Here is a 26171-nt window from a genome sequence, read left to right on the forward strand (position 1 = left end):
CGCGAACGGAACCGCGATCGGAACGGCGATATCGCCCCGCCGTCACTCGAAAACGGGCGAGTCCTCCTCGAGCGACTCGATATCGTCGACGAGTGACCGAACGTCCTCCGGGAACAGCGAGACTTGGATTTCGTTGTCGTCCTCGTCTTCGAAGACGAGTTTGACGCGTTTATCACCGAACTCCCGCGCCTCGGCGCTGTCGACGTCGAACAACTTGACAGTCGCCGCCTTGTTGTTCGGGCCGACGTTCTTGATCGCGCCGTCGTTTAGCTCTACCATAAACTCCTCGAGCGTGAGTGCGAGCATAGTCGGCGTACGGGCCCCGGGTAAAAAACGGCACGGCATCGCCGTCACGGGCAGTGGCTGCCGGCGGAACGCAGTGGTGGATTGCCAAGTGGTGGTCACGGGGGTTCCGGCAACGGTCACAGTACGACCGCGATCTATCGCGGCGAAACGGGGCGTTCCCGACCGCATGCGTGGTGTGTCAGTTCGCTTGCGGCATGCTCCCGTTTCTGGACCTGACGTATAAGCGTTGGTGATAGTACATATCCACAGCCGGCCGTCAAGCAGCCGTTGCGGACAACGGGGACGGTCGAACACGGCCGGCGAGCAGACGGAGCGGGCGGTTGCCCCGCCCACTTTTATGGTGGATTCGCCCCAATCACGCAGGTGCTATGGAACTTACTTGGTACGGCCACTCGACGTGGCACGTCACCGTGGGGGAGACCGAGCTGCTGATCGATCCGTTCTTCGACAATCCACAAACCGACCTCGAGCCGGCGGACGTCGACACACCCGATTACGTCCTGTTGACACACGGCCACGCTGACCACATCGCACACGCGGGGGAGTTCTCCGACGCGACGCTGGTCGCGACCCCGGAACTCGTCTCCTATTGCGAGGACGAGTTCGGCTTCGAGGACGCCGTCGGCGGGATGGGGATGAACCTCGGCGGCACCGTCGAGTGCGGCGACGCCTACGTCACTATGACCCGCGCCGACCACACGAACGGCATCATGACGGAAAACGACACGAGCGCCGGCATGCCGGCCGGCTTCGTCATCTCCGATACGAAACCCACCCAGGTCGCAGACGAGGAATCGACGACGATCTACAACGCCGGCGACACCAGCCTGATGAGCGAGATGAAAGACGTGATCGGTCCCTATCTCGAGCCCGACGCGGCGATCGTCCCGATCGGCGACCACTTCACGATGGGTCCCCAGCAGGCAGCCATCGCCGTCGACTGGCTCGACGTCGACCACGCGTTCCCGCAACACTACGACACCTTCCCGCCGATCGAGCAGGATCCCGAAGACTTCGCCAGCGAAGTGCGCGGCACGGGTAGCGACGCCGACGTTCACGTCCTCGAGGCCGACGAGCCGTTCGAACTCGAGGCCTGATCGGAGCGCTGTCGAAGACGGAAACGATCGATCGCCGGCGCTATTTTTCGGCGGGCAGACAAGTCGGGCGCTCGGTATCAATCGTCGCTCGCGTGACGGTTGGAATCCGCAGCGGTACCGATCCGGTAGCGAGTCTCGAGCGGGTAGCGTTCGTATCGGGCGAGTACCGCGTGGAGACCGATGGCGACGGCGAACAGGCCGAAGTTCCACACCGGCGAATCGTAGTAGATCACGTCGATGATCACCGGTTCGGAATAGACGGGCCAGAACGGCGAGAGCGGCGCTGCGATATCGGGTGCGGAGAGGAGATCAGCGAAGAGATGGCTGATGCTACCCACGGTTAGTCCCGCCGTCGCGAAGACGAAGACGGTCTCGCTCGCGATTTCGGAGCTTCGAATCCTGCGGTTGGCGTTGAACCAGTCAGTGAGATACCGGGCCGCGACGATGCCAGCGAGAACGCTTATCACAACGACGAACAGGATCGTATGGGTCACCCCGTGGTGGGTCACCGGGAGCACGTGTCGAAGCACCAGATCGGTATCGGGGAGCATCGCCGTCGCCAGCGCGAAGGCCGTGAATCCGAGCGCACCGCGCCGGCCCCAGACCGCCCACGCCGGTGCGGCAAACAACAGCGCTATCCCGAGATGCCCGGTAACGTCGACCATAGCCTCGAGTTATCGGAGCCGTCGAACGACTCTGAGGAACAGCGAGACGGCCGTCCCAATGCCGGGGATGCGGGAGGAAAGCGCGGCCGCAACGAGGAGGAGGAGACCGCTCTTTCGCTGCCCGCGCCGGAACGCCATCGCGGCGTCGAGTACCGTCGACACGATGCTGAGCTTCTTCGCCGAGTTCCTGTTGAGAGTTGCCATCGTCCGTTCGTAGCCGTTGTGTCGCGACCGCCAAGTCGGGCCACGCTGCAGACGCAGGGTGTCGACGAGTCGTCGCATAGTACGGCCGTATTCGGTCGGGAGAGACGGCCTCGAGAGCGGGTTCCGAGCCACAGACGCGCGGGAGCGATCGGCACCAAACGTTTACAGCACCGCCCGTGGACGTCTCGAGCGCATGGCGAAAGCAGTCACCACCGTCTCCGAGGAGGGGTACAGCGCGACGAACGAGATCCGGGAGTTCGAGACGACGATCGACGCCAACGGCGAGGAGGCCCCCGACACGCTCGAGGCCCTGCTTGCGGCCTATGGCTCCTGTTACGTGCCGGCACTGCGCGTCGGTGGCCAGCAGCGCGGAGCCGACGACCTCGGGCGAATCGAAATCGAGGCGAACGGCGACCTCAACGACGACGACAAACTCGAGTCGATCCAGTTCGATATCCGCGTCGAAGCTGACGTCGACGACAACACCGGCGAGGAGATCATCGAACGCGCCTTCGAACTCTGCAAGGTCCACGACGCGCTGAAAGACAGCCTGCACGCGGAGACGAGCTTCGAGGGCGACGCCTTCTGAGAGGGGCCGCCGTCGAGTCGAGTTGCGATTCGCGGTTCGTGATTACGATGTTTCGTTCTGACACTCGATCTCGAGAGCCGTGATAGGTTCTGTCCGAACAGTACAGTTGTTGGCAGGTCCGAACGCACATATCCACAGCGACCGTCGACCGGACCACGAATGCGACGAGGCGTACTGGTCGTGGCGGTCGCGGGACTGCTCGTCCTCGCGGGTTGTAGCAGTGGAATCGACAGTATCGAGGAGGGCGACGGGCCGGCGAGCGATGTCAGCGGCGACCTCGAGATTCACCACATCGACGCCGGACAAGCCGATTCGACGCTCGTGGTCACCCCCGCGGACGAGACGATCTTGATCGATACGGGTGACTACCGCGACGACGGGCAGGCAGTCATCGACTATCTCCGAGCCCACGACATTGACCGCGTCGATCACCTCGTGGCGACCCACGGCCACGCCGACCACATCGGCGGCCACCCCGCGGTCATCGAATATCTCGAGGAGGAGGGCGACGGCGTTGGCGCGGCCTACGACTCCGGCGTGCCCCACACGACCGCGACCTACGACAACTACCTCGATACGATCGAAGAGTACGATGTCCGACTGTTCGAAGTCGCGGCGGGCGATACGCTGCCGCTCGAGGAGAGTGACCTCGAGGCAACCGTTCTGAATCCGCCCGAGGACCGAGAGGGCGACAGCGTCGATGCCAACGGCGTCGTCCTCTCGCTTTCGTTCGGCGAGTTCTCGTACCTGACGACCGGCGATATCGAGGCGAGCACCGAACGCCGATTGGTCGAGGACCACGGCGAAACCCTCGCCGCCGACGCCTATCAGGCGGGCCACCACGGCTCGTCGACCTCCTCGAGCGGCCCGTTCCTCGAGGCGGTCGATCCGGAGACGGCGATCATCTCGAGCGCGCTCGACTCCCGGTACGGCCACCCCCACGACGAGGTCCTGCAGGCCTTCGCCGACCGCGGGATCGAGACCTACTGGACCGGCGTCCACGGCGATATCGTCCTGACGAGCGACGGTACCGACGCGTCGGTCGAGACGGAACGCGACGCACCAACCGATCCGGAAGCGTTGCTCGAGCGGAAACGGGACGCACAGTCGTCGCTCGACCCACCTCAGACCGTCGAGCCGCGAGCGGCGGGTGACGGTCTGCAACCGACGATCGGTAGTGAACGACCGGCGATTGATGGCGCTGGCACGCGTACCGCAGGGTGATACCATGAGCGAGCGCTATACTGCAGTCCTCGATCGGATCGTCGACGGGGAGACGGCGGTCCTCCTGCTCGAGGACGACGGCGACGCGGTCGACGAGCGCCTCGTCGATGCCGAGCGCCTGCCGGCGGACGGCCGACACGAGGGGGCCGTTTTTGAGGTAATCGTCGACGAGGAGACGGTACTCGAGGCTACGTATCGCGAGGATGCGGAACGAGAGCGTCGAGAGTCGGCGCGGGAACGGTTCGACCGACTCTCGGAGCGATTGTCCGACGCCGATCGGGAGGGGTAGGGCAGAGAAACGAAAGGGGAGTCCGAACCGTGGGTGGTTCGGGGGGATGACACGGCGGCAGGCGCTGTCCGTCTGGACGGCAGCATGCCGCCATGTATCGTTTTTCACGGACCGCGCATTAGCCGTGATGCCAAACTGTATTGGTTTTAGAACGGAATCAGTTCGTACAGTTCGTTCGGTCCGGGAAACGACCGACGTAGCGATCAGTTCGTGCGACCACCGCCGATCCCGATGGGCAGTTTCAAGACGGTTCTCGAGACAGGAACGGCTATGCTACGATCGTTCGACGGGATCGAACCGCGGGTCGCCGACTCCGCGTACGTCGACGACGCCGCGGTCGTCATCGGCGACGTCATTATCGAGGACGAGGCCAGCGTCTGGCCCAACACCACGCTACGCGGCGATCACGGCCGGATCGTCGTCGGCGAGGGAGCAAACGTCCAGGACAACGCCGTCCTCCACGAGGACGCCGAACTCGCGCCCTACTCGACGGTGGGCCACAGCGCCATCGTCCACGACGCGACCGTCGCCGAGCGCGCGCTGGTCGGGATGAACGCGGTCGTCCTCGACGGCGCTCACGTCGGCGAGGGGGCGGTCGTCGCCGCCGGTAGCGTCGTCACCGAAGACACCGAGATTCCCGCATCGACGCTCGTCGCCGGCGCGCCCGCCGAGCCGAAAACGGAGATCGACGATCCGGGGCTCGAGGCGACGGCTGACCGGTACGTCGAACTCGCGAGGGCGCACGCGGAAACGTCCGAGCGACTCGATTGAGGCCGCTGCCGGTTCGGCCGCTTGCGCTCTGGGTCGCGCTAGCCGTAAATGACCTCGCGAACGTCGTCGACACCCGCTCGCCGGACCACCGCCCGAACCGGGTCCCGCGCGCCGACGAGGTTGTCCGAATCGCCGTCGAGCACCAGCAGTCTGGCCTCCCGGCCGGGTTCGAGCAGGCCGTACTCGAGGTCGGCGATTTCGGCCCCGTTGATCGTCGCCATGCGGAGGATTTCGGCCGCCGGGAGGTCGGAGAGTTTCGCGAGGAACTCCATCTCGCGGAACATCGACGGCGAGTTGAGCATCACGTTGTCCGTTCCGAGCGCGAGCGTCGTCCGCTCGTGGAGGTCCGCGTACGGCGAGAGCCCCACGTCGGTGACGAGGTTCGAGCGCGGGCAGACGACGATCGGGACCTCCTGCTCGGCGACCCGCTCGAGGTGGCTCGGTTCGGGGTGGACCATGTGGACCAGAAACTCCGGCTCGAGGTCCAGAGCCGGGTCGATGTCGGTCTCGTCGACCTCGCCGGCGTGGATGCCGAAGGGCTTGCCGGCCTCGCGAGTCGCCGCCCGCTCCCGGTCGAAGCTGTCGTCGTTCGCGCCGCTCGCGCCGTAGCCGTCGCCGGCGCGCATCGCGTCGACAGAGCCGCGGGCGAACGACAGCGCGTCGATATCGAGTCCGTCCGCGGCGTCCTCGAGCATCCGAACCCCCGCCACGTCGCCCTCGCGGAAATCTAGACAGGCGGCGGTGCCGGCCTGCTGCATGAATCGTAGCGACTGCTCCATGGCGGTCACGAGTTCCTCGCGGGCAGCGTCCCGGAGCAACCGGTGTTTCAGCCCGTTGGGCGGGGCGACCAGTTCCTCGAGCGAGAGGCCGCCGCCGGCCTCCTTGGCGATCGAGTCGCCGATGTGGGTGTGGGCGTTGACAAAGGCCGGGAGAATGATGTCGTCGCTTTCGACCGCCGTTTCCTCGATGGCCTCGATGCGGCCGTCGTCGCCGACGACGACCCGACCCTCGACGGGTTCGAACTCGCGGCCGCGAAGGATCGTTCCCGTTCGTTCCATACGAGGTAGTTTGCAGTCACCGCCTTCAACGATTCGGGGTGGCGTCGACGGCGGACCAGCGGACGGTAGACAGCGGGCAGCCGAGAAGGTGAGCGACAGGCGACGAAGGCGGACAGCGGGCAACTGGCAGCCAGCGTCGGCGTCAGTTCGATTCGTCGTCTATCTCGAGCGGTTCATACAGCATAGCAAGCAGTCCGGAGACGACGAGCAAGGCGAGGCCGACGACGACGGCCGACTCCGACCGCTCGAGCGATTCGATCGCGAGGAAACCACCGGCCCAGCCGACCAGTGCTACGGCGATAGCGGTCGCGACGACGAGGAGTACGGACAGGCGACTGACAAATATGCTCATCACCGAGTACTCTCCGCCGACGGGGGATAAGCCGCGACCCTGAATTGGCTACCTCGGTCGTCCGCAGGCGATGCAGTCGATGTGACCGATACGACTGATAGACGGCCGCTGGTCGCAGTAGCCGCGTCGGTCTCGCTAGTCGACGAACTGGTCCAGCGTCGTATCCAGCCCGTCTCGGACCTCGCTGACCAGCGCGCCGTCGATATCGAGCCCGAGCACGTCGACCGCGGCCCGGCCGATCCGGTCGCGCAGGTCCGGCGGCGAGTAGACCCCGAGCCGCCACTGCGAGTACTGGGCCGCGCGCAGCGCCTCGACCAGCGGCGACTGCTGGCCCAGTTGACGGATCTCGCCGTTGACCATCACGCGCGTCGTGGACTCCGTCATCGACGGCCGACTCGGCACGTCGAGGATGACGTGGTCCGGATCGACGCCGGCCCGGTCGCTGATCTCCCGTTCGAACTCGCGGATCGTCTCGTGGTCGGCCTCGATTATCCCGCCCGGCACGTCGTCGATTTCGGCCCACACGGCCCGCTTGAACAGATCGCGCTGGTCCAGTCGCCGGCAGAACGCCGCCGTTTCGTCACACGAGCGCAGGGCGACGGTCAGATCGTAGTCGTCCATCCGCTGGAGGGTCTCGGCGTCGATATCCGTGGTAGGAGCGTCCAGTAGCCGTTCGCTCGCCCGCCGGAGCATCGCCTTGCTGATCCGGGCGACGCTGTGGCTGTAGACCGTCGGGTTCATCAGCGCCCGCGCGACCAGCAGGCTCTCGGCGGTCTGGACGTTCCCCTCGTCGAGGACGAGTTCGCCGTTCGCGAAGGTGAGTTCGCGGACGAGCCGTCCGTGATCGATCGTCCCGTAGGGAACCCCGGTGTGGTGGGCGTCCCGGACCAGATAGTCCATCCGATCGACGTCGAGTTCGCCCGAGACCAGCTGGCCGAACCGGCCCTCGCCGGCGACCAGATCCGCGACCGTTTCGGGTTTTAAATCGTGCTCTCTCAACACGCCCCCGACCGCCCCGTCCGCGAGCAGGTCGTGGACGTCGTCGTGGTAGCGGCCCGTCCGGCGGTACGTGAGCGCCTCGATGTTGTGACTGAACGGCCCGTGGCCGACGTCGTGGAGCATGGCCGCAGCGTGGACCCGCTCTGCCTGCCGCCCCTCGACGCCGAGTTGCTCGAGGGCCTCGCAAGCGAGGTGGTAAACGCCGAGGCTGTGCTCGAAGCGGGTGTGATTGGCTGAGGGATAGACCAGCGAGACGGTCCCGAGTTGGCTGATTCGCCGGAGTCGCTGCAGTTCCGGCGTGTCGAGGAGGTCGCGGGCGACGCCGTCGACCTGAATGTGGTCGTGGACGCTGTCCTTGACGATCTTCATCGGTCGCGTTTCGGCCCGTTCGTACAAAAACGGTCGTCCGAGCGCGGCGGCCCGCTCGATCGACGACCGCGAGTTGCGAATACCGGCTCAACTACTACCCGCGTGGCCGTGGACCGTCGACACACGATGACCGATCTAGAGATTTCACCCGATACCGACGCGGACCGGCGGAAAGCCCTCATCCGAGAACACCTCGAGATCGGCGATATCGTCGAGGTCCGCAGCGAGGAACGGACCGAAGACCACGAAACCGATGTCACCGGCGAACTGACGAGTTTCGAACCCGGCTACCTCGAGATCGACGGCAAACCGCTCGACGAGGGCAGCGTACGTTACGACGAGATTCACACGGTCGGGAAAATCGAATCGACGTAGCGCTCGGGCAGTCTCACGATAAGGGAGCCAACTACGCGGCCTCGAATCAATACAGGCCGATCGGCCGACCGCCGCGAGTCACTGCGCTACCGTAGCCACTGCCAATCGCTGCATACCAGACCGACGGACGGCGTTTCGGTCGGTGTGTAAACCCAGTCAGCGGCTACGACAGTCGCCGCTCACTCGTTGACGAGCAGCAGCTTCCCGAGGAAATCACCGGCCTCGCCGCGGCGGTGCGCTTCCGCAACGTCGTCGAAGGCGAATCGTTCGTCGATATGCGGTTCGACCGCCCCGTCGTCGACGAGTGCCGCGATGTCGGCGAGTTCCTCGCCGATACGCTCCTGCCGGTCGCCAAGCAACACGGGCAAGATAACGAGTACGACGCCGAGCTCGAGGGAGTTCGCGTGCATCGGGCCGAGGTCGAGTTCCTGGGCCGCGCTCGACTCGGTCGTCACGACGGTGCCGTAGGGCCGGACCGCGTCGAAGGCCGTCTCGAGGTGGTCGTCTCCGATCGGGTCGACGACGGTGTCGAAGCCGGCCCCGGAGGCATGTTCGTCGACGTACGCCTCGATGTCGGTCTCGGTGTAGTCGACGGTCGCATCGGCACCGAGTCGCTCCGCGAGATCGCGTTTCTCCGCGCTCGAGCCCGTCGCGGTGACATCCGCGCCGAACCAGCGGGCCAATTGGACCGCGATGTGGCCAACGCCGCCGCTGGCACCGTAGACGAGTACCTCCTCGTCGATGTCGACGCTCGTCTTGTCGGCGAGGAGCTCCCACGCCGTGAGCGCGACGACCGGGAGGGCGGCGCTCTCCTCGAGCGGGATCGAGTCCGGTGCGTGCGCGAACGTGCCGGCGTGGCCGACGACGAAGTCGGCGAGGCTTCCCTGCCGGCCCGCGCCGCCGGGCATGCCGTACACCTCGTCACCCTCCTCGAACCGGTCGACGTTTGCTCCGACGGCGTCGACGACGCCCGACACGTCGCAGTGAAGCGTCGCCGGGAATTCGGGGGCAAAGTCCGGTAGCGCACCCTGCCGGATCTTGTAATCGACGGGGTTGAGACTCGACGCAGCGACCGCGACGCGGATCTCGTTCGGCTCGGGCTCGGGAACCTCGCGGGTCGTCGCCGTAAAGACATCCGGGTCGCCGTACTCCTCGATAACGTAGGCAGTCATCTCCGCAGCCATAGCGAGTCGTCGTTGGGTCGCCAGCCGGGAATATCCGACGCCTCCGGCGATGGGCCTACTCGAGGGCGACCCACTCGCCCTGTTCGTCGCTCCGCTCGATCGCGTCGAGGACCTGCTGGGCGGCGAGGCCGTCGTCGAAGTTCGGTTCGAACGCGTCCCCGTTCGCGACCGCGCTGAGGAACTCGTAGTTCTCGTGGATGAACGTGTGCTCCCAGCCCAGCACGTGGCCCGGTGGCCACCAGTGGTCGACGTAGGGGTCGTCCTCGTCAGTGACCAGAATCGTCTCGTAGCCCCGATTTCCGTCCCGAAGCACCTCGAGTTCGTTCAGCCGCTCGAGCGAGAATTTCAGGCTCCCCTCGGAGCCGTGGATTTCGATCGTGTGATCGTTCTTGTGGCCCGCCGCGACTCGCGTCCCCTCGAGCGAGCCGACGGCACCGTTCTCGAACTCGAGTTGGGCGGTATAGGCGTCGTCGACGGTGACGGGACGGGTTTCGTCGCCGCCCTCTACGGGGCGCTCGTCGACGAACGTCTGCAGGTGGCCGCTGACCCGTTCGATCCCGCCCGCGAGGTCGTCGGCCCCGACGAGGAATCGCAGGAGGTCGACCGTGTGCGAGCCGAGGTCGCCCAGCGCGCCCGAGCCGGCCATCTCCTCGTCGTTGCGCCACGACCACGGGGCCTCGGGGTCGACCAGCCAGTCTTGCAGATATCGGCCGCGGACCTGCCGAATCTCGCCGAGTTCGCCCGCCTCGAGCAACCGCTTTGCGTACTGGATCGCGGGCACGAACCGGTAGTTGAACGCACAGCCGGCTGGCACGTCGTCGCCCGCCTTCCGGGCCGTCTCGGCCATTACGTCGGCCTCCTCGAGCGTCGGCGCGAGCGGCTTCTCGCAGAAAACCGGCGTTCCGGCCTCGAGCGCGGCGATCGAGGGCTCCCGGTGGACGTGATTCGGGCCGAGGTTGTAGAAGACGTCCACGTCGTCGACGACATCGGCCCAGTCCGTGGCGATCGACTCGAAGCCGAGTCGGTCGGCGGCGTCCGACAAGGCGTCTTCATCGCGGCCGACGAGAACGCTGCGTTCGATTTCGGGTGCGTCCGGGAAGAACATCGGCAGCCGCGCCATCGCGTTCGCGTGTGCTTTCCCCATGAATCGATAGCCGAGAACGCCGATCTCGAGGGTCATGGCTGCTCGTTCACCGAGCCAACAGTTAGTTGTTGTCGAAGCGGGTGCGGGACGGTCGCGTTCCCGCGACGGATACCGGTACGGTATGGCCCGTTACCGCTCTCGGCGTTTGAGCCGTCGATGGAGTTCCATCACGTCACTGAAGTCTTCGTTCCCGTCGCCGTCGATATCGTAGCGGCCGGGCGTCGGCTCGGGATCGGTGATGGAGGCCGTTTTGCCGACGGTCAGCGTCGTCGTCTCACCGCCACCGCCATCCTCGTTGCTCGCGTTCACGCCCCAGTCAGAGCCGGCGGTCAGTTCGTACTCGCCGGCCTCGACGACCCGCGGGGCCCACCCGGGGACGTCGCCGGGAACGACCTCGAGCGTCGAGAGATCGAGGTCGACGGCGACGGTCTCGTGCTCGCCCGGCCCGAGGGCGACCCGTTCGAAGCCCATCAGGCGACGGTGGGGCTGGAGTACGGAGCCGTCGGACTCGGTGTTGTAGACCTCGACGATGTGCTCGCCGGCCGTGTCGCCGGCGTTCTCGACGGTAACGTGAGCCGTCACGGTCGGCCTCGAGGCGGGGTTTTTCACTGACTCGGTCGACAGCGAGAGGTCCGTGTACGCCCAGTCGGTATAAGAGAGGCCGTGGCCGAACTCGAACTGGACCATTTGATCGCCCGCCCCGTCGGGGTGACGCGGCGGATACTCGTCGTAGATCTGAGGGACGTGTCCGACGTGGGACTCCCACGTGAACGGGAGCTTTCCCGAGGGGTTGTAGTCGCCGAAGAGCGTGTCGACGATCGCGACGCCGGTATCGCTGCCCGGCTGGCCGGCGAAGAGCACGGCATCGAGATGCTCGAACGTCTCCGCTGTGCCACGCGGGCTTCCGGCGAGGATTACGCCGACGAGCGGCACGTCGTCGCCGGTCTCGCTATCGACGAGTTCGACGAGTTCCCGCTGGGCCTCGAGGAACCGCATCTTGTCCCGGTCGCCGAAGCCCTCGTTGTGCGTCCCCTCGCCGAGGACGATGACGACGGCGTCGGACCCCGGTGCAGCCTCACGGATCGCCGCTTCCTGCTCGTCAGTGACGTCGAAAAAGCCGTTGTCGAAGTTTTCATAGAGGCTCTCGTAGACGGCCGGCACGTACTCCGTCGGGACGTGCGTGAGCCCGTCGCCGAGCCGGGCGTCTAGTTCGCCCTCGATCGTATTCTGGCGCGGCCGCGGGCCGTCCGGGGTCAGGTCGCCGTCCTCGATTCCCTGCCAGCCGAGTGTCCAGCCGCCATGTTGCATCAGGAACCGGTTTTCCGTCCCCCCGCGGACGCCGGGGCCGGTCAGCAGCAGGTCGTCGACACCCTCGAGCGGGAGCGCGTCGTCCTCGTTTTGCAGCAAGACCAGCGACTCCTTGGCGAGTTGCTCGGAGACGTCGGCAGCGCCCCCGACGATCTCGTCGATCTCGTCTTCCGGCGCGAGCGGGTCCGCAAACAGCCCGAGCTCGGCCTTGAGCTCGAGGATACGACGAACCGACTCGTCGATGCGCTGTTCGGAGAGGTCGCCGCTCTCGACGAGGTCGATCACGGTGTCGATGAACTCGGTCGGTGCCGTCTCGCCGCCGCACATGTGCATGTCGATGCCGGCCTCGATACCACGTCTGACCGCCTCGCGCCAGCCCGCGTCGGTGTCGGGCAGATACTCGTGGTTGGAAATCATCCGCTCGAAGTCGTCCCAATCGGTCAGGACCACCCCGTCGAAGCCGAACCGGTCGCGCAGGACCGTCGTCAGCAGCCACGAGGAGGCGTGGGCCGGCTTCCCGTTGACCGCGCCGCTGTTGACCATCACCGTCTCCGCCTCCTCGAGCCCGCGCCGATAGGGCTCGAACTGGCGGGTCCGCAGGTCCCGCATCGAGGTCCGAGCGTGGGTCCGGTCGGAACCGGTGTTCGGGGTGCCGTAGCCGGCGAAGTGCTTGACCGTCGCGGCGACCCGGCCGTTGGCCTCGAAGCCGCGGGCGCGAGCCTTCCCCATTTCGCCGAGCAACATCGCGTCCTCGCTGTGGCCCTCGAAGTAGCGGCCCCAGCGCATGTCCCGCAAGACGTCGAGGGTCGGCCCGAAGTTCCAGTGGCCGCCGATCGCCGCGACGGAGTCGCCGGTGTGGGTCGCCGCCGCCTCGACGAGGTCGATATCGCGCGTCGCGCCCATGTTGAGCCGCTGCGGGAAGCTCGTACACCCATCGAGCAGGCAGTTCCCGTGAAGGGCGTCACAGCCCCAGACGAACGGGATCGCCGGCTTGTTTACTTCGAGGGTGTACTCCTGAAGGCCGTTGAGTCCCTCGACGAACTCCTCGCCGTCGGCGGTCGGTCCCGTGGCACCGCCGTTGAGGATCGATCCGACGTGGAGTTCGGAGAACAACCCGCCGAGCGTGTCTACGTCGTCGTGATCGTTGAACGCGGTCTCGGGGCCGAACCCCTCGCCGAGATCGTCGATCGCGACCTGGGTCATCTGGCCGACTTTCTGCTCGAGGGTCATCGCCTCGATCAGGGCCTCGAGACGTGTCGATCGCTTCCCGGCGTCGGCCGCCACACCGGTAGTTCCGAGTCCGGCCGCGGCCGTCGCCGCCCCGGTCGCCTTCATGAACGTTCTGCGCGATTCGTCGACGCCATCGTGGTCGTTTCTCTTTGGCATGCAAACTTCTAACATAACTCGGTACTGCATAAATAATTCCTAGCTATCTAGCGAGTAACAACTAGCTATGTCGGGCACACCACGGGTAGCAATCGGATAGACACGGGTACGCAGTGGATTACGCCGTACACGCCGGGTCTCGGCGGTACAGTTTCCCCCGCTCGAACCGTAGGCTCACTGAGGGAGCGATGAGCAACACAGTCCGATTCGACGACGCGGAGAGTATTCGGCTGTCGGATGTTATCGTGGAAACACGACCGCCCGACGGGATCGAATTCAGGGTGGAGGGGAATCTGAGCGTGACCGAGACAGTACTCGGCGAATTCGCGGGAACGACGATGAATCCGATCCGCGTGACCCTGTCGAGCGGTGGCACAGACGCCGTCGCACTCGATCTGACCGGCTCGGCAACTCTCAGACTCGAGACCGTCGATGTCGGCGTCGCGACGCCGGACCGGGAGGGGCTCGCAGAGGGGATCGACGCCCTTCGGTCGTCCGCGGACGGCGGACCCGATTCGATCGACCCGCGCCCCGACGTGCTCTCGTTTACCATCGAAGGAGAGATCCGAGACGTGCCGTCGGAGACGTTCGCGGCGCTTCCGGCGGACGCCTCGAGTCTCGAGTCGATCACGTTCGCCGTCGACGAGTCGGTCCGGAGCGACGGCGGACGGGATGACGACGTGGTGTTCGAGTGTACCCTGCTCAGTTACGGGATCATCGTTCGCCGCGACGGGTCGATCGTCGTCAGGAGTGGCGGAATCCCAGGACGCATCGATCTTCTCTGATACCGGCGGGATCGACCGGGTCGACTGCGAGTCGAGACTCGAGGAGCGTTGTGCTGGACGAAGGACACACTACCGACGATCAAAAAAAGCGAAAACCGAACACGCGACCGGGAGAGCGTCAGTCGTCGGCTGGCGTCGGCGCACCGCGCTCGATATCGATGGTGCCCGCGTCGAGGTCGGCCTCGACGTTCCGGGCCGCCTGCACCATGTTTTCCATCTTGCCGTAGGCGACCTCGCGGGGCAGCAGCTTTACGCCACAGTCCGGCGAGACGACGAGCTGTTCCGGCGGCACGACCTCGAGGCCTTTCTTGATGTTTTCCTCGATCTGTTCGACGGACTCGACCTCGGCGACGTGGGCGTCACAGACGCCGAGCGCGAGATCCTTGGAGAACTCGGGGTCCTTGAAGACGTCGAGCTGGTCGTAGTCGCCGTTTGCGAGCTCGAGGTCGAACTCGTCGACCGGGAACTCGAGGATCTCGGGGTAGATTCGGGAGTAGTCGCCGTAACAGACGTGGAGGCCGATGCGGACCTCCTCGGGGAGGTCGGCGACGATGCGCTCTAAGGCCTCGCCGACGATGGCGTGGTCGTCGGGCGTGGTCGCGAGCGCGGGCTCGTCGATCTGGATGTAGCGCGCGCCGGCGTCGACGAGCTTCTCGATTTCCTCGTTGACGAGGTCTGCGAGCTCGAGTGTGAGTTCGTCGTCGTCCTCGTAGGCCTCGTTGAAGGACCAGTTCGCGAGGGTGTAGGGACCCGTGATCGGGACCTTGACCGGTCGGTTGCTGGCGTCGGCGGTGAACTCGTACTCGTCGACGAGCCAACTGTCGTCGTACTCGACTTCGCTGACGACGCTTGGCTTGTCGAAGTAGTTGTGTCCCCAGACCTTGACGGGGCCGTTGAACTCGTAGCCGTCGATGCGGTGGGCGAAGAACTCGACCATCTCGTTGCGCCGCATCTCGCCGTCGACGACGACGTCTAAGCCGGCGCGCTCGTGTTCGTTCGTGATAAGCCGCGAGGCGTCGTCCTTGGCCTCCTGATAGTCGTCGGCGTCGAAACCGTGCTCGTCGTCCTCGTAGAGTTCCTTCGCGCGGTTGAGCCACTTGGGTTTGGGGTAGGAGCCGACGACGGTCGTCAGCAGGAAGTGGTCGGAATCGTGCTCGGGCGGTCGGAACTGCTCTTTGTTCTCGTTCGTGCTCATGCTGCTTTCACCTCCGCGAGGTCCGCAGCTTCGGCAAGGACCTCGAGTTTCTCTACGTACTTGCCGTAGGGCAGGTAGAACGTCTCGGTGTTCGTCGTCAGGTAGATCGTCTCGAACTCGGTGACGCCGAGTTGGCCTTCGACCCACTCGACCCGATCGCGGATCGCTTCGGGATCCTCGACGAGCGTGTTCTGCCCGTCCGCGAGACCGAGCGCGATGTCGTCGGGCGCGCCGTACTCCTGAATGTTGTAGAGGTTGTCGTCCTGATTCGCGACGAAGTCGAAGCCGACCGCGTCGATGTCGGCGTCGAGTACGTGCGCGTAGACCTTCTCCTCGAGTGCGCCCCAGTAGGGCTGGACAACCACGTCCGCGTCGGTCGCGCTCGCGATCTGATCGATCGCCTCGCTCGCGCGCTCGTCTTGGCCGTCGTCGGGCGCGTTCTCGACCAACGAGGGTTCGAGCAGGAACAGCGTCTCGTGCTCGGGGAAGGCGTCGACCTCGCCCTCGAGGAAGTCGGCGATCGCGTCGAGGAACGCGGCCTCGTCACCGTACTGTTCGTCGGTCGCGAGGTCTGCAAGCGAGTACGGACCGGGAAGGACCGCCTGCAAGTCGTCGCCAGCGGCCAGTTCCGCGGTCGCCTCGAGTTCCGCTGCGATATCACCGGTGGGCTCGAGGTCGTCCTGGACGACCGGCTCTCGGTAGAAGTTGTTGTTGTCGTAGTAGCGGACGATCCCGCGCGTTTCGACGGCGTCGGCGACCGCGAGCGGGTGGGCGAGCATGTCGTCCCAGCGCAGTTGCCCCTCGACGACGCGGTCGAGGCCGGCGTCTTGCTGGACGCCGATCACTTCGTCGCGGGCCTCCTCGTAGGCCGCGGTGATCGCCTCGTCCTCGTCGCCGCTGATGAGGTCGTGTTTCTGGTGTCCTTTCAGATCCGAAAGGTCGTCTTTCGCCCAGTCCGGGAGCGGATACAGCCCCGGCGTGGTCGAAACGTACTCAGTCATCGTACTCCCGGCTAGGCTATACCGACGCTTAATATTTTCCATCCAAACTAATGCATCGGAGTTATTCTCCGACTTTCAGCCGATTTCTGGGCTGGGCTTCGAGATGGATGTGAACGTGAGACAGACAGTAGATACCAGCGGAATACCCGTCGGAAACGGGGCTGAAACGGCTCCGACAAGTCAGTAAACAGATTCGAATCGAATACTGTGCTACGAGTTCACGATAGCACCTCGACGAGGTAAGGCGTCCGTCTCCTCGTCGACTTTCGCGACCGCTATCGGTGCAACTCGAGCACCGTCAGCGTCTCGAAGGGGAACGACTCGTCTGCGACGGCGACGGCGCTGAACCCGTGTTCGCCGGCTTCCTCGACCACCTCGTCGGCCCCCGTTAGGCTGCTGACGAGCAGGTAGACGACGCCGTCGGGGGCGAGCACGCGGCCGACGTGTGCGAGGAACGGATCGATGACGGCGCGGCCGTCCTCGCCGCCCGAGAGGGCGCGTTCCATCCAGTCGTCCCACTCGTTTTCGGGATCGGTCGGCAGGTACGGCGGGTTGAACGCCACCGCGTCGAAGGCTCCGTCCCGAAACGGCGAGGCGAGATCCGCCCGCACCGCCTCGACGCCCTCGGTGCTGGCCTGCCGTACGGCGTGTGGGTTCAGATCCGACGCGATCACGCGAGCCCCCGTGTCGTCGGCGATCTGTTTGGCAACGTAGCCGGAGCCGGTTCCCACCTCGAGGACGACCTCGCTACCCTCGAGGCGGTCACAGGCCGCCTCGGCCAGCAGGTGAGAGTCCTCGGCGGGTTGGTAGACGTCCGGTTCCTCGTCGCGTCGGTCCTCGAGCGTCATTTATCGGTCCTCCGGTGTCGTCATGCGGTGTTCGCGCGATTCGCCGTCGCCGCCGGATTCCCCGGCCGGCGTCGCTTCGTCGTCGGCGATTCGAAAGCTACCGGTCTCGGCCCTCCCGGACAGTTCGCGCTGCGGGTACGGGATCTTGATGTCCTCGTCTTCGAACGCCGCCTTGACGGCGCTGATCGCGGCGGTCCGGGCCGTCCAGTAGCGTCTCGCGCTCGGCTTGTCGATCCAGAACCGCACGCCGAGTATCACCGCCGAATCGCCAAAGGACTTGGCGACGATCTGTGGCGACGGCGCGGTCAGCGCCGCGTCGACGTCCGCGATCGCGGCTTCCGCGAGCGCCGTGGCGCGTTCGATATCGGTTCCGTAGTCCACCCCGACTTCGACCTCGAGTCGCAGGCGACCCCGCTTCGAGCGGTTCGTGACCATGCTCGAGGCGATCACGTCGTTGGGGATCATAACGTACTCGCCGTCGAACGACCGGATGCGGGTGTTGACGATAGAGATGTCGGTGACGATTCCCTCGTTGTCATCGACTGCGATCCAGTCGCCGATTTCGAACGGCCGGGCGAACATCAGCACGAAGCCCGAGAGCATCGTCCCCAGCGTCTGCCGGGCCGCCATGCCCAGTACGATCCCGAGGAAGCCGGCTCCGACGAGCAGGCTCCCGAGGTCCTCGATCCAAATGCCGAGGATCACGACCAGTGAGACAGTCCAGATGATCACCTGCGAGAGTCGGTGGGTGATCTGTCGCTGGTGTTCGGTGACCGCAGCCGTCGAGTCCATCACCTCCTCGATCACTCGCTTTGCAAACCGGGTGACGATGACCGTCACGATGATCAGAATGAACGAAAACACCGCCCGCGGAACGGTGTCGCCGCCCGGATCGAGTCCCACGAAGAGCTGTCGAACTTCGTCCGTACGGTCCCAGACGCCCAGTACGATTCCCCCGCTCACTGCACAGGCTCCGATCAGCACCGCCACCGAGACCACGTCCGCGTACAGCGGCCGCGTCCGCTCGGCCACGCGCCCGTGTAACCGCCGATACGCGAGCAACACGGCGAGGACGAGCCCGACCGCTACGAGGGATACCGCGAGTTTGAGCGGCGTCGTCGGAAACACCTCCGAGAGCCGGTCGAGCCGCGTCAGTAGTCCGGACATGCTGTTCTCTTCGATCCGTCTTCAGCCCAGCTTTGAGTATCCGTTGGTTAGTTCGCCCCGTCCGAGCGGCGACTCCGCGCCCATCGAATCCGACGCGAGCGGTCCAGCCCTACGTCTCGGGCTCGCCGACGTCCCTCGCGAGTTGGGCGAGCGCGGCGAACTCGCTCGGTGCCATCGCGCCGGCCCGCTTTCGGAGCACGTCCTCGTCGGCCGCATCGACGACCGCCTCCGGTTCGGCGAGTCCGGAGATGTGGGCCGTGTTCCGAATCGCGTTCCGAATCGTCTTCCGGCGCTGCGTGAACAGGGCCTTGACGAACCGCAAGAAGAAGTCCTCTTCGGCGACCTCGTAGTCGGGCTCGCGCGGGATCGCCCGAACCACCGCGCTCTGGACCGCCGGCGGCGGCGAGAACGCCTCCTTCGGAATCGACTCGACGAGTTCGACGTCCGCATAGTGCTGGCTCGAGACCGAGAGCCGACCGTACTCCGCGGTGTTCGGCTCGGCGACCATCCGCTCGGCGAACTCCTGTTGAAACATCAAGACCAGCGGCTTCTTTTCGGGAAAGAGCCGAAAGGCGATCTCGCTCGAGACGCCGTAGGGAAGGTTCGAGACCGACGCGGTGAACTCGGGGAGATCGACCTCGAGCGCGTCGCCCTGAACGACGGTCAGGTCGCCGGCGGCGATCTCGTCGGCGAACTCTTCGCACAGGAAGTCGGCGAGTTCGCGGTCGCGTTCGACCACCGTCACCTCGTCGCCGACCGCGAGCAGGCGATCGGTCAGCGCGCCCGTTCCGCCGCCGATCTCGAGGAGGTGACTCGTGTCGGCGTCGGTCTCTTCAAGATAGGTTGGCAATCGATCGAGAACGCGATCGTCTACGAGGAAGTGCTGGTCGCGGTCCGGATCGCCGCGGACGCCCGCCCGAGCGATCAGTCCGTCTGGGTCTCTCATTGCCGACGCTATGGCTGGGGCGGGTGTAAACGCACCGTCTCAGGCTCGGGAGCCAGTCCGGCAACCACCCGGTCGACGGCCCTGCAAAACGGTTACTGGTTCTGTTCCTGTTCGCGCCGGCCCACGAACGTCTGGTATTTGAGGTCGTCGTCGCGCAGTTCCTCGAGGATGCGTTCGACGAGGATCTCGTCGGGATCGTGGAGGCCGGACACGCGCTCGGACAGTTCCTCGAAGCTCTCGAAGGGCTTGCGCTTTCGCTCGTCGAGAATGCCGTTGCGGAGCTTCTTCCCGATGCCCGGCAGCAGATTCAGCTGGTGGAGCCGCAGCGTGATCGGCTGGGCGTCGTTGTAGAAGTCGACGAATCGCTCTTCGTTCTCCTCGACGAGGTCGGCGACGACGTACTCGAGTTCGGACTGGGCCCCCGAGGAGAGATCCTCGTACTCGACGCGGTGACATTCGGTGACGATGTCGCGCTCGGCTGCCGGTTCGACGACGACCTCGCTCCCGATAGTCAGGCGCTCGTCCTCGTCGAAGGCGACCTGATAGAGCTGAAAGTCCTCGACGCCGACGGCGTAGCCTGCCGGCGACTTCGCGTACTGCGGTCGTCCGTCGTCCGATAGCCCATGTGCGAGATAATCCAACACGACCGCACGACGAACGTCCATCTCATCGCTATCAGCTTCGCTCATTGGTTTACAGTACGGCGAGGCCGTACTTAAAGAGTCGGCCCGCTTGCAGGTGGCTGTGTGTGGCTCCCACCGAAGGTGTTGACAGCGCAGGCTGTGTGGGTCGATGTCGTTCACAGTCCTCGCTACCGCCGATTCAGAGCAAACGCATCGCTCTCTGCCAGTAGGTGACGGTCACGGACAAATCGAAATCGGCCCGGAGACGAGGCCTCGAGCGCTGCCGCTACTTACGCATCGGCGAGTGACGAAGCCGCTTCGCAACGCCACGAAGGCCGTGTTCAGGCGTATTGTGCGACGGTGTTGAGAATCTCGTCGAGTTCGTCCCCCGACAGCGAGTACCGCTGCTGTGCGTACACCGACCGGAGTTCGTCCCGGTCCTGTGGCAGGAGGTTGGCGATCTTGTAGGCTGTCGGCTCGTCGACCTTCTCGATGTCCTGCAGGTCGTCGACCAGCGCTTGGGCCTCCTCGGGCTCGAGGACCGCAAATCGGTTCGCGTGTTCGATCGCTCGCGCGAGCTCGTAGCGCAGCTCGCGATCCTCGTCCATCGCGCGTTCGGCTTCGATGTCGGCGAGCAGCTCCTTCGTCTCCGAGACCGTCAGGAACTCCTCGTCGACGATCTCTTTGAAGATCGTCATCCCTGATTAGATCCGGTTCTTCTCCTGATTCTGTGCGCGCATGTGGGCCGCGGTCACGAGCAGGGTCTTGTCCTTGCCGCCGTCGTTGATCTCGACTTTGAAGGCACTACCCTGTTTACCGACGACTTCGCCGGTGTGTCCGTCGAACCGCGGGTGGAAGCGACCGTCCGGAACGCTCGGGTCGATCTTCAGGTGGACTTTCTCACCTGCCTCGTACTCCTGAATCGCACGCTGTGGCGGCGAGCCGCCGCGGTCTCGAGGATCGTTCGCGAGCTTTCGTCGGGTTCCCTGACGAGGGCCATTAGATTTCGGCATAGTCGTACGACCGCTTTGTCCGGTGACGGTTATAAAACACACGTATTACGCCCACCTTTTTGCTCCTCGGGATTCCTCGCTGTGCGAGGAACCGCTCTCTGCTCACGGGCACGGAGTACCCGTTCGCACGGCTCGCGGGACCGAAGGTCCCGCGTTGGGAACAAAAATCTGGACCAAAAAAGGCCGCGCTCGCTTCGCTCGCGCGGTACAATTACTTGCACTCGCCTGGCCGTTCCGCCAATATTGTCCCCAACAGTGATCCGACCGCGAATCCCCTATTTCAATATGGACGACGACAACGACCGCCGGATCGAGACGCGTTCGATTCACGCCGGCCAAGACCCCGATCCCGACACGGGCGCGTTGATGACACCGATTCACGCCAACTCCACCTACAAGCAGGACGCGCCGGGCGACCACCGCGGCTACGAGTACTCCCGCACCGGGAACCCCACGCGCACCGACCTCGAGGAAAACCTCGCGAGCCTCGAGAACGCCGAGTACGGCCGCGCGTTCGCCAGCGGGATGGCCTCGATCAACACCGTGTTGAACCTGCTCGAGGCCGGCGACCACGTGGTGACGGGCAACGACGTCTACGGCGGGACCCACCGCATCTTCACGCAGGTCTACGAGGACTACGACCTCGAGTTTTCCTTCGTCGATATGACCGACCTCGAGGCCATCGAGGCGGCGTTCCGCGAGGAGACGGCGCTGCTGTGGCTCGAGACGCCGACGAATCCGCTTATGTCAGTCGTCGATATTGCGGGCGCAGCCGAAATTGCCCACGACCACGACGCGCTGTGTGCGATCGACAACACGTTCGCGACCCCGTACCTCCAGCGGCCGCTCGATCTGGGTGCCGACATCGTCTCGCACTCGCTGACCAAGTATCTCGGCGGCCACTCCGACGTAGTCGGCGGGGCGCTCCTGACGAACGACGAGGACCTGGACGAGCGACTCGGTTTCTATCAGAACTCCGTTGGTGCAACACCCGGCCCCTTCGAGTCCTTCCTCGTCCTGCGAGGCACCAAGACGCTGCCCGTCCGGATGGACCGCCACTGCGAGAACGCCCGCGCGATCGCCGACTTCCTCGAGGATCACGACGACGTCGATCGGGTCTACTACCCCGGCCTCGAGTCTCATCCCGGCCACGGGATCGCCGCCGAACAGATGGACGACTTCGGCGGCATGCTGAGTTTCGAACTCGACGCGAGCTTAGAAGAGGCGGGCGAGGTCGTCTCGAGCACCGAGGTCTTCACCCTTGCGGAGAGCCTGGGCGGCGTCGAGAGCCTGATCGAACAGCCCGCGCCGATGACCCACGCCACGATTCCCCGCGAGGAGCGCATCGAAGCGGGGCTCTCGGACAGCCTGATCCGCGTCTCGGTGGGGATCGAACACGTCGACGACCTGATCGCCGACCTCGAGGGAGCCATCGACGGCGTTCTTTCCTGAATCGTCGAGCATCCGATTCTCCCCCACACTCGAGTCGTGCCGTCAATTCGAGGGCTACGCCTTTGGGGTCGGCCCGCCAATCGAACCGCATGACCGACCGCGACGATCCCGGCGTGTACGCACTTCCACTGACCCTCGAGTACGGCGGCGGCGAACACACGTTTACCCCGACGGCGGTCGAGACGGACCGCGGACTGGTGTTGCTCGATGCCGGCCCGACCGGCGCAGTCGGCCAACTCGAGACCCATCTGGCGGGGATGGGGTTCGAACTCGCGGACATCTGGCTCGTCGTCTTGACCCACCACGACGCGGACCACGCGGGCGGACTCGCGGAACTGCTCGAGCGAGTCGACGCGATCGTCGCGACCCATCGTGACGAAGCGCCGTACGTGTCCGGCGAGCGCGAACCGATCAAGGGTGGGGACAGCGACCGGTATCCGCCCGTCGATGTCGATATCGAACTGGCAGATGGCGTCCGGATCCCGACGCTCGCGGGGCCGATGGCGGTCGTCGCCACACCTGGCCACGCGCCCGGACACGTCTCGTTGTACTTCCCGACGGGGAACCTGCTCGTGGCCGGCGACGCGCTGGTCGCGGACGGAGACGAGCCCCTCGCCGGCCCGAAACCGCAGTTCACGCCCGATATGGGCCGCGCAATCGAGTCCGTCGGGACGCTGGCGGCCCTCGAGATCGACCACACCGTGTGCTATCACGGCGGATACGTCGACCGGGGGACAGAGCGGATTCGAGAGATCCACGAGCAGCTATAGTAGCCACTGAAACGATTTACACACTGATCGCGACGCAGTCGTGCGATCAGGTGTGCAATGACTTTCAGTGGCTACTATAGAGGACTGAGCGCGAGCGGCGACGGACAGAAGCGGAATTCTCATCGGTATCCAACCCCAATCGGCGCGTAATGCGACTCGAACTCCGCGTCTGTCAGCACTGTCTCGACGGCGACCACGGCAACGAGAAGCGGACCGCCTTGCTCAACGACATGGTCGACTGCGCCGAACAGATACGGGAGTACAAGGAAGTCATCGACCTCGACGAGGTTCACATCCGCAAGGTCAGAGACGACGAACCGGGGAAGCCGGCGGCGCTGCCGGTCGTCTCGGCGACGATTCAGAAGGATCAGGTCGTCCTGAACGATACACAGCTCGTGGCGGAGGGAAAAGACGGCAACATGCTGGTCTACACCAGCCCCGACGACGTACTGACGGTTCTCGCCGGCAACTTAGACGAGATCAGTAAGGCCGTCACCGCAGACGTGACCGTCGACCTCTCGGCCATCGGCGCGGAGATCGTCTCAGAGGCCGACCTCGGTGCGAACCGCGAGCAGTAACCGGAGCCGGACTGGCCCGCCCGCGATCGCGGTTGCGAGAGCACGGTCTGGCGTTCCGCTCTCGTACCCGCTCTCGACTTGCCGATCTCCCGCTCTCCTCGCGCGCTTCGATCGCTCGAGAGCCGGTCGAGGACGCTTCTCGAGCGATACCGGCTGCTCAGTCATCGGACCACGAATCCGGGCGGAAAACGCATCGCTCACCGATGATTCGAGTCGAAACGGCGAAAACGGACGCCGTGCGTTAGATGCGGCCGACGTTTTCGACGCCGACGCTTTCGACGCCGTCGACCTCAGTGAAGCTCTCCTCGACGGCTTCCGTGCCGCCCGAGCCGTCGGGGACGATCACGGTCGGGTAGAGCGCGACGAGACCGAACGCGACCTCTTCGCGTTCGACGCCGTTGATCTTCGCGCCCTCGGGGAGGGTGCTCTCGAGGCGCTCTTGGAGCGCGTCGAGGTCGATTTCGGGGCTGTCCGGCATGACCTTGATTTTGGCAGCAACTTTTCCCATTGTGAAACCTTATGGGCCGGTGAATCCGCAGTCGGGGCACTCGTAGAGGTTGCTCTGCTTGCGACACTTGGCACAGCGGTAGATCTGCTGGCCGCAGTCGGGACACTTGAACGCGGCTGCGTTGGTGCCCGCGATGTTGAGCCCACAGGAGACGCAGGAACGCGTCTCTCGGTCGTCGGTCGTACTCATACCTATCCCTTTCCGCCCGGCGTTTTTAAACTACTCGATAGCGGACTGCCGCGTGCCACCGCTCGCCCTCGAGTGCGGTCGGGGATGTCGTATCTCCCGCGCGTTTTCCGACTCAGAAAACGCACTGGCGACTACTTTATACCCCGGCTCGAAGCAGTGAGTGAGGTTCGGTTGCATACGCGACTGGACCTCTGCCTCTGACACTTCTGCCGACCGAAACCGAGCGAGGAGTCACACGAATAGCGTGATCGGTCGGATCCCGAACGCGCGCTTGGCCGCCCGAAACTCAACATTCAACACCGTCCCCACCCTAGCTCGAGTGAATGCGCCTCGGCGACTATATCGAGGACTTAGAGCCCGATGAGGAGGCCGAACGTCGCCGCCTCGCCAAGGAAAAGTCCTACGCGATTACGGATCACTTAGAGGAGTTCGAACGGAAGTTCGACGACGCCTTGAGCGGCGATACCCTTGTCGGATCGACCTCGCCGTCGATCTTCGTCGGGCGGTCGAACTACCCGGATATCCCCGTCGGACTGCTCTCGCCGGTCGGAGACGAGGGCGACGCCGCGGAGTACGTCACCGACGGCAACTGGTACCAGCAGGGCTACGCCATCGACGATGTGCTCCAGCGCCGAACCGGACTCTTGAACTCGAGCAAGCGCGCGAACGTCGACTCCCCGAGCATCGCGAGCCGGCTGACGCCCAGCGTCGACGACGTCTGGGACGGCTTCGTCGGCGTCCAGCGGGAGGTCGCCATCGCCGACCGGCCGGTCGACCTCGAGATCGGCCTAGACGACAAGCCCGACCTCGGACTCGACGCGGGCACGGACGTAGCGACCCCGCGCGGGCCACGAGCCAACGCGACCAACGCCGAACTGCGGGAGAACCCCTACGTCCCGAAACCGGTCAAAAAGACCCTCGAGGACGACGACTGGCAGGCACAGGGCGCGATGACCTACCTCTACCGGCGTGGCTTCGATGTCTACGAAATCAACTCGATCCTTTCGGCGGGCGCGCTCGGGCAGACCAAACAGCGCCGGCTGGTTCCCACGCGGTGGTCGATCACGGCCGTCGACGACACCGTGGGCAAGTACCTGCGCGGGCGCATCCGTAACGCGCCGAGCATCGACGAGGTGCAGGTCTGGGCCAACGAGTACGTCGGCAACCGCTATTGGATCGTGCTCGCGCCGGGCAACTGGGAATTCGAACTCGTCGAGATGAAAGCGCCGGGCAGCATCTGGAACCCCAATCCCGAGGACGACATCTGGATGGCCAGCGCCTCGGAGGGCTACGAGGGCCGCTCGAGCTACGTCGAGGAAACCGCGGGAGCCTACTACGCCACCCGACTGGGCGTCTTGGAGTATCTCGAGTCGATCGGCCGACAGGCGAAGTGTCTCGTCTTGCGCGAAGTCTCCGATGACTACTGGGCCCCCGTCGGCGTCTGGCAGGTCCGCGAGAGCGTTCGCAACGCCTTCGAGGGCGAGTACGGCGAGGCGGAGACGTTCCACGAGGCGGTCTCGGAGGTTGCGACCCGGCTGCCGGTATCCTACGCCCGATTGCGGCGCAAGTCGGAACTCGCGGCCGGACTGCAGGCCAATCTGAGCGCGTTCTCGACCTCGGAGTGAATCGGTCGACCGCTATTTTCGCCGCAGGTCCATCGAATGCCGACCAGCGAACCGACTGCTAAGCAGCTGTCACTCAGGAATGATGTGGCCACTGGTATCGCGAAACATACCTTCGGGTAATAAACCGCTCTACTTTTATTCCCCAAGTGCA

At 65.0% G+C, this 26171-nt stretch carries 30 protein-coding genes; 11 read left to right on the forward strand and 19 right to left on the reverse strand.

Translation table 11 applies throughout. The annotated features are described in order from the left end of the window. Window positions 1–42: 42 nt before the first annotated feature. Complete coding sequence (locus tag ACJYUO_RS13365; RefSeq protein ID WP_006431573.1) at window positions 43–306, reverse strand: hypothetical protein; 264 nt, start codon at window positions 304–306, stop codon at window positions 43–45. A 368-nt stretch (window positions 307–674) separates the two neighbouring features. Here ACJYUO_RS13365 and ACJYUO_RS13370 point away from each other — a divergent pair, with 368 nt between their 5' ends. After that, complete coding sequence (locus ACJYUO_RS13370) at window positions 675–1403, forward strand: metal-dependent hydrolase (protein ID WP_494345851.1); 729 nt, start codon at window positions 675–677, stop codon at window positions 1401–1403. A gap of 77 nt (window positions 1404–1480) precedes the next feature. Here ACJYUO_RS13370 and ACJYUO_RS13375 read toward each other — a convergent pair whose 3' ends face one another. Together ACJYUO_RS13375 and ACJYUO_RS13380 are read right to left on the reverse strand one after the other, a co-directional pair. Next, the gene (locus ACJYUO_RS13375; RefSeq protein ID WP_494345852.1) at window positions 1481–2068 is read right to left on the reverse strand and encodes a metal-dependent hydrolase; all 588 of its coding nucleotides are present in this window, start codon (window positions 2066–2068) and stop codon (window positions 1481–1483) included. Window positions 2069–2077: 9 nt separating this feature from the next. Further along, window positions 2078–2272 (reverse strand): hypothetical protein, encoded by a 195-nt coding sequence (locus ACJYUO_RS13380; RefSeq protein WP_494345995.1) that lies wholly within the window; start codon window positions 2270–2272, stop codon window positions 2078–2080. A 193-nt stretch (window positions 2273–2465) separates the two neighbouring features. Here ACJYUO_RS13380 and ACJYUO_RS13385 point away from each other — a divergent pair, with 193 nt between their 5' ends. The 4 genes from ACJYUO_RS13385 (at window position 2466) to ACJYUO_RS13400 (ending at window position 5145) form a co-directional block, all read left to right on the forward strand. Then, window positions 2466–2861: an OsmC family protein gene (locus ACJYUO_RS13385; protein ID WP_494345853.1), complete on the forward strand. Its 396-nt coding sequence runs from the start codon at window positions 2466–2468 to the stop codon at window positions 2859–2861. A gap of 159 nt (window positions 2862–3020) precedes the next feature. Then, window positions 3021–4085 (forward strand): ComEC/Rec2 family competence protein, encoded by a 1065-nt coding sequence (locus tag ACJYUO_RS13390; protein WP_494345854.1) that lies wholly within the window; start codon window positions 3021–3023, stop codon window positions 4083–4085. Window positions 4086–4089: 4 nt separating this feature from the next. Beyond that, window positions 4090–4374 (forward strand): DUF3006 family protein, encoded by a 285-nt coding sequence (locus ACJYUO_RS13395; RefSeq protein ID WP_494345855.1) that lies wholly within the window; start codon window positions 4090–4092, stop codon window positions 4372–4374. A gap of 270 nt (window positions 4375–4644) precedes the next feature. Then, window positions 4645–5145, forward strand: a complete 501-nt coding sequence (locus ACJYUO_RS13400; protein ID WP_494345856.1) for a gamma carbonic anhydrase family protein — start codon at window positions 4645–4647, stop codon at window positions 5143–5145. A gap of 38 nt (window positions 5146–5183) precedes the next feature. Here ACJYUO_RS13400 and ACJYUO_RS13405 read toward each other — a convergent pair whose 3' ends face one another. From ACJYUO_RS13405 to ACJYUO_RS13415, 3 genes are all read right to left on the reverse strand, one after another. Then, window positions 5184–6203: an amidohydrolase family protein gene (locus ACJYUO_RS13405; RefSeq protein ID WP_494345857.1), complete on the reverse strand. Its 1020-nt coding sequence runs from the start codon at window positions 6201–6203 to the stop codon at window positions 5184–5186. Window positions 6204–6345: 142 nt separating this feature from the next. Then, window positions 6346–6555, reverse strand: a complete 210-nt coding sequence (locus ACJYUO_RS13410) for a hypothetical protein (protein ID WP_494345858.1) — start codon at window positions 6553–6555, stop codon at window positions 6346–6348. A gap of 135 nt (window positions 6556–6690) precedes the next feature. After that, the gene (locus ACJYUO_RS13415) at window positions 6691–7923 is read right to left on the reverse strand and encodes an HD domain-containing protein (protein ID WP_494345859.1); all 1233 of its coding nucleotides are present in this window, start codon (window positions 7921–7923) and stop codon (window positions 6691–6693) included. Window positions 7924–8049: 126 nt separating this feature from the next. Between ACJYUO_RS13415 and ACJYUO_RS13420 the strand changes: the two genes are divergently transcribed. Further along, window positions 8050–8298: a hypothetical protein gene (locus tag ACJYUO_RS13420; protein WP_494345860.1), complete on the forward strand. Its 249-nt coding sequence runs from the start codon at window positions 8050–8052 to the stop codon at window positions 8296–8298. A 179-nt stretch (window positions 8299–8477) separates the two neighbouring features. On the opposite strand, the gene ACJYUO_RS13425 is transcribed toward ACJYUO_RS13420, so the two are convergent. From ACJYUO_RS13425 to ACJYUO_RS13435, 3 genes are all read right to left on the reverse strand, one after another. After that, window positions 8478–9482, reverse strand: coding sequence for a zinc-binding dehydrogenase (locus ACJYUO_RS13425; protein WP_494345861.1), 1005 nt, complete (start codon window positions 9480–9482; stop codon window positions 8478–8480). Between the two features lie 55 nt (window positions 9483–9537). Then, the gene (locus ACJYUO_RS13430; protein WP_494345862.1) at window positions 9538–10662 is read right to left on the reverse strand and encodes a Gfo/Idh/MocA family protein; all 1125 of its coding nucleotides are present in this window, start codon (window positions 10660–10662) and stop codon (window positions 9538–9540) included. Between the two features lie 93 nt (window positions 10663–10755). Next, window positions 10756–13320, reverse strand: a complete 2565-nt coding sequence (locus ACJYUO_RS13435) for a beta-glucosidase family protein (protein ID WP_494345863.1) — start codon at window positions 13318–13320, stop codon at window positions 10756–10758. A gap of 188 nt (window positions 13321–13508) precedes the next feature. Between ACJYUO_RS13435 and ACJYUO_RS13440 the strand changes: the two genes are divergently transcribed. Then, window positions 13509–14105: a hypothetical protein gene (locus tag ACJYUO_RS13440; RefSeq protein ID WP_494345864.1), complete on the forward strand. Its 597-nt coding sequence runs from the start codon at window positions 13509–13511 to the stop codon at window positions 14103–14105. A gap of 118 nt (window positions 14106–14223) precedes the next feature. Here ACJYUO_RS13440 and ACJYUO_RS13445 read toward each other — a convergent pair whose 3' ends face one another. The 8 genes from ACJYUO_RS13445 to ACJYUO_RS13480 all read right to left on the reverse strand — a co-directional run bounded on the left by ACJYUO_RS13445 (window position 14224) and on the right by ACJYUO_RS13480 (window position 20898). Continuing rightward, complete coding sequence (locus ACJYUO_RS13445) at window positions 14224–15300, reverse strand: methionine synthase (protein ID WP_494345865.1); 1077 nt, start codon at window positions 15298–15300, stop codon at window positions 14224–14226. After that, window positions 15297–16301, reverse strand: a complete 1005-nt coding sequence (locus ACJYUO_RS13450) for a 5-methyltetrahydropteroyltriglutamate--homocysteine methyltransferase (RefSeq protein WP_494345866.1) — start codon at window positions 16299–16301, stop codon at window positions 15297–15299. Before ACJYUO_RS13450 ends, ACJYUO_RS13445 begins: the two co-directional genes overlap by 4 nt. Before the next feature lie 275 nt (window positions 16302–16576). Continuing rightward, entirely contained in the window at window positions 16577–17149 is a 573-nt protein-coding gene (locus ACJYUO_RS13455; protein WP_494345867.1) for a HemK2/MTQ2 family protein methyltransferase, read from the reverse strand. After that, window positions 17150–18316 carry a mechanosensitive ion channel family protein gene (locus ACJYUO_RS13460; RefSeq protein WP_494345868.1) on the reverse strand — a complete coding sequence of 389 codons (1167 nt, stop codon included), beginning with the start codon at window positions 18314–18316 and terminating at the stop codon, window positions 17150–17152. It abuts the gene before it with no gap. Window positions 18317–18425: 109 nt separating this feature from the next. Next, entirely contained in the window at window positions 18426–19262 is an 837-nt protein-coding gene (locus tag ACJYUO_RS13465; RefSeq protein WP_494345869.1) for a 16S ribosomal RNA methyltransferase A, read from the reverse strand. Between the two features lie 92 nt (window positions 19263–19354). Beyond that, on the reverse strand, window positions 19355–19951 hold the full coding sequence (locus tag ACJYUO_RS13470) for a DUF655 domain-containing protein (RefSeq protein WP_494345870.1): 597 nt from the start codon (window positions 19949–19951) through the stop codon (window positions 19355–19357). Window positions 19952–20226: 275 nt separating this feature from the next. Further along, window positions 20227–20583, reverse strand: a complete 357-nt coding sequence (locus ACJYUO_RS13475; protein WP_494345871.1) for an RNA polymerase Rpb4 family protein — start codon at window positions 20581–20583, stop codon at window positions 20227–20229. A gap of 6 nt (window positions 20584–20589) precedes the next feature. Then, entirely contained in the window at window positions 20590–20898 is a 309-nt protein-coding gene (locus ACJYUO_RS13480) for a 50S ribosomal protein L21e (protein ID WP_494345872.1), read from the reverse strand. 285 nt (window positions 20899–21183) lie between these two features. On the opposite strand from ACJYUO_RS13480, the gene ACJYUO_RS13485 reads away from it, so the two are divergent. The 3 genes from ACJYUO_RS13485 (at window position 21184) to ACJYUO_RS13495 (ending at window position 23698) form a co-directional block, all read left to right on the forward strand. Continuing rightward, window positions 21184–22350, forward strand: coding sequence for a cystathionine gamma-synthase (locus ACJYUO_RS13485; RefSeq protein WP_494345873.1), 1167 nt, complete (start codon window positions 21184–21186; stop codon window positions 22348–22350). 89 nt (window positions 22351–22439) lie between these two features. Continuing rightward, the gene (locus ACJYUO_RS13490) at window positions 22440–23120 is read left to right on the forward strand and encodes an MBL fold metallo-hydrolase (protein ID WP_494345874.1); all 681 of its coding nucleotides are present in this window, start codon (window positions 22440–22442) and stop codon (window positions 23118–23120) included. A gap of 149 nt (window positions 23121–23269) precedes the next feature. After that, entirely contained in the window at window positions 23270–23698 is a 429-nt protein-coding gene (locus tag ACJYUO_RS13495) for a hypothetical protein (protein ID WP_006431544.1), read from the forward strand. A 241-nt stretch (window positions 23699–23939) separates the two neighbouring features. Here ACJYUO_RS13495 and ACJYUO_RS13500 read toward each other — a convergent pair whose 3' ends face one another. Beyond that, window positions 23940–24206 carry an elongation factor 1-beta gene (locus tag ACJYUO_RS13500; RefSeq protein WP_006431540.1) on the reverse strand — a complete coding sequence of 89 codons (267 nt, stop codon included), beginning with the start codon at window positions 24204–24206 and terminating at the stop codon, window positions 23940–23942. A 9-nt stretch (window positions 24207–24215) separates the two neighbouring features. Then, a complete protein-coding gene (locus tag ACJYUO_RS13505) occupies window positions 24216–24395 on the reverse strand; it encodes an HVO_2753 family zinc finger protein (protein WP_006184530.1) in 180 nt (59 codons plus the stop codon). Window positions 24396–24718: 323 nt separating this feature from the next. Here ACJYUO_RS13505 and nreA point away from each other — a divergent pair, with 323 nt between their 5' ends. Then, complete coding sequence (gene nreA, locus ACJYUO_RS13510; RefSeq protein ID WP_494345875.1) at window positions 24719–26020, forward strand: DNA repair protein NreA; 1302 nt, start codon at window positions 24719–24721, stop codon at window positions 26018–26020. Window positions 26021–26171 lie beyond the last annotated feature (151 nt).

Source organism: Natrinema sp. CRL1 (assembly GCF_059162405.1).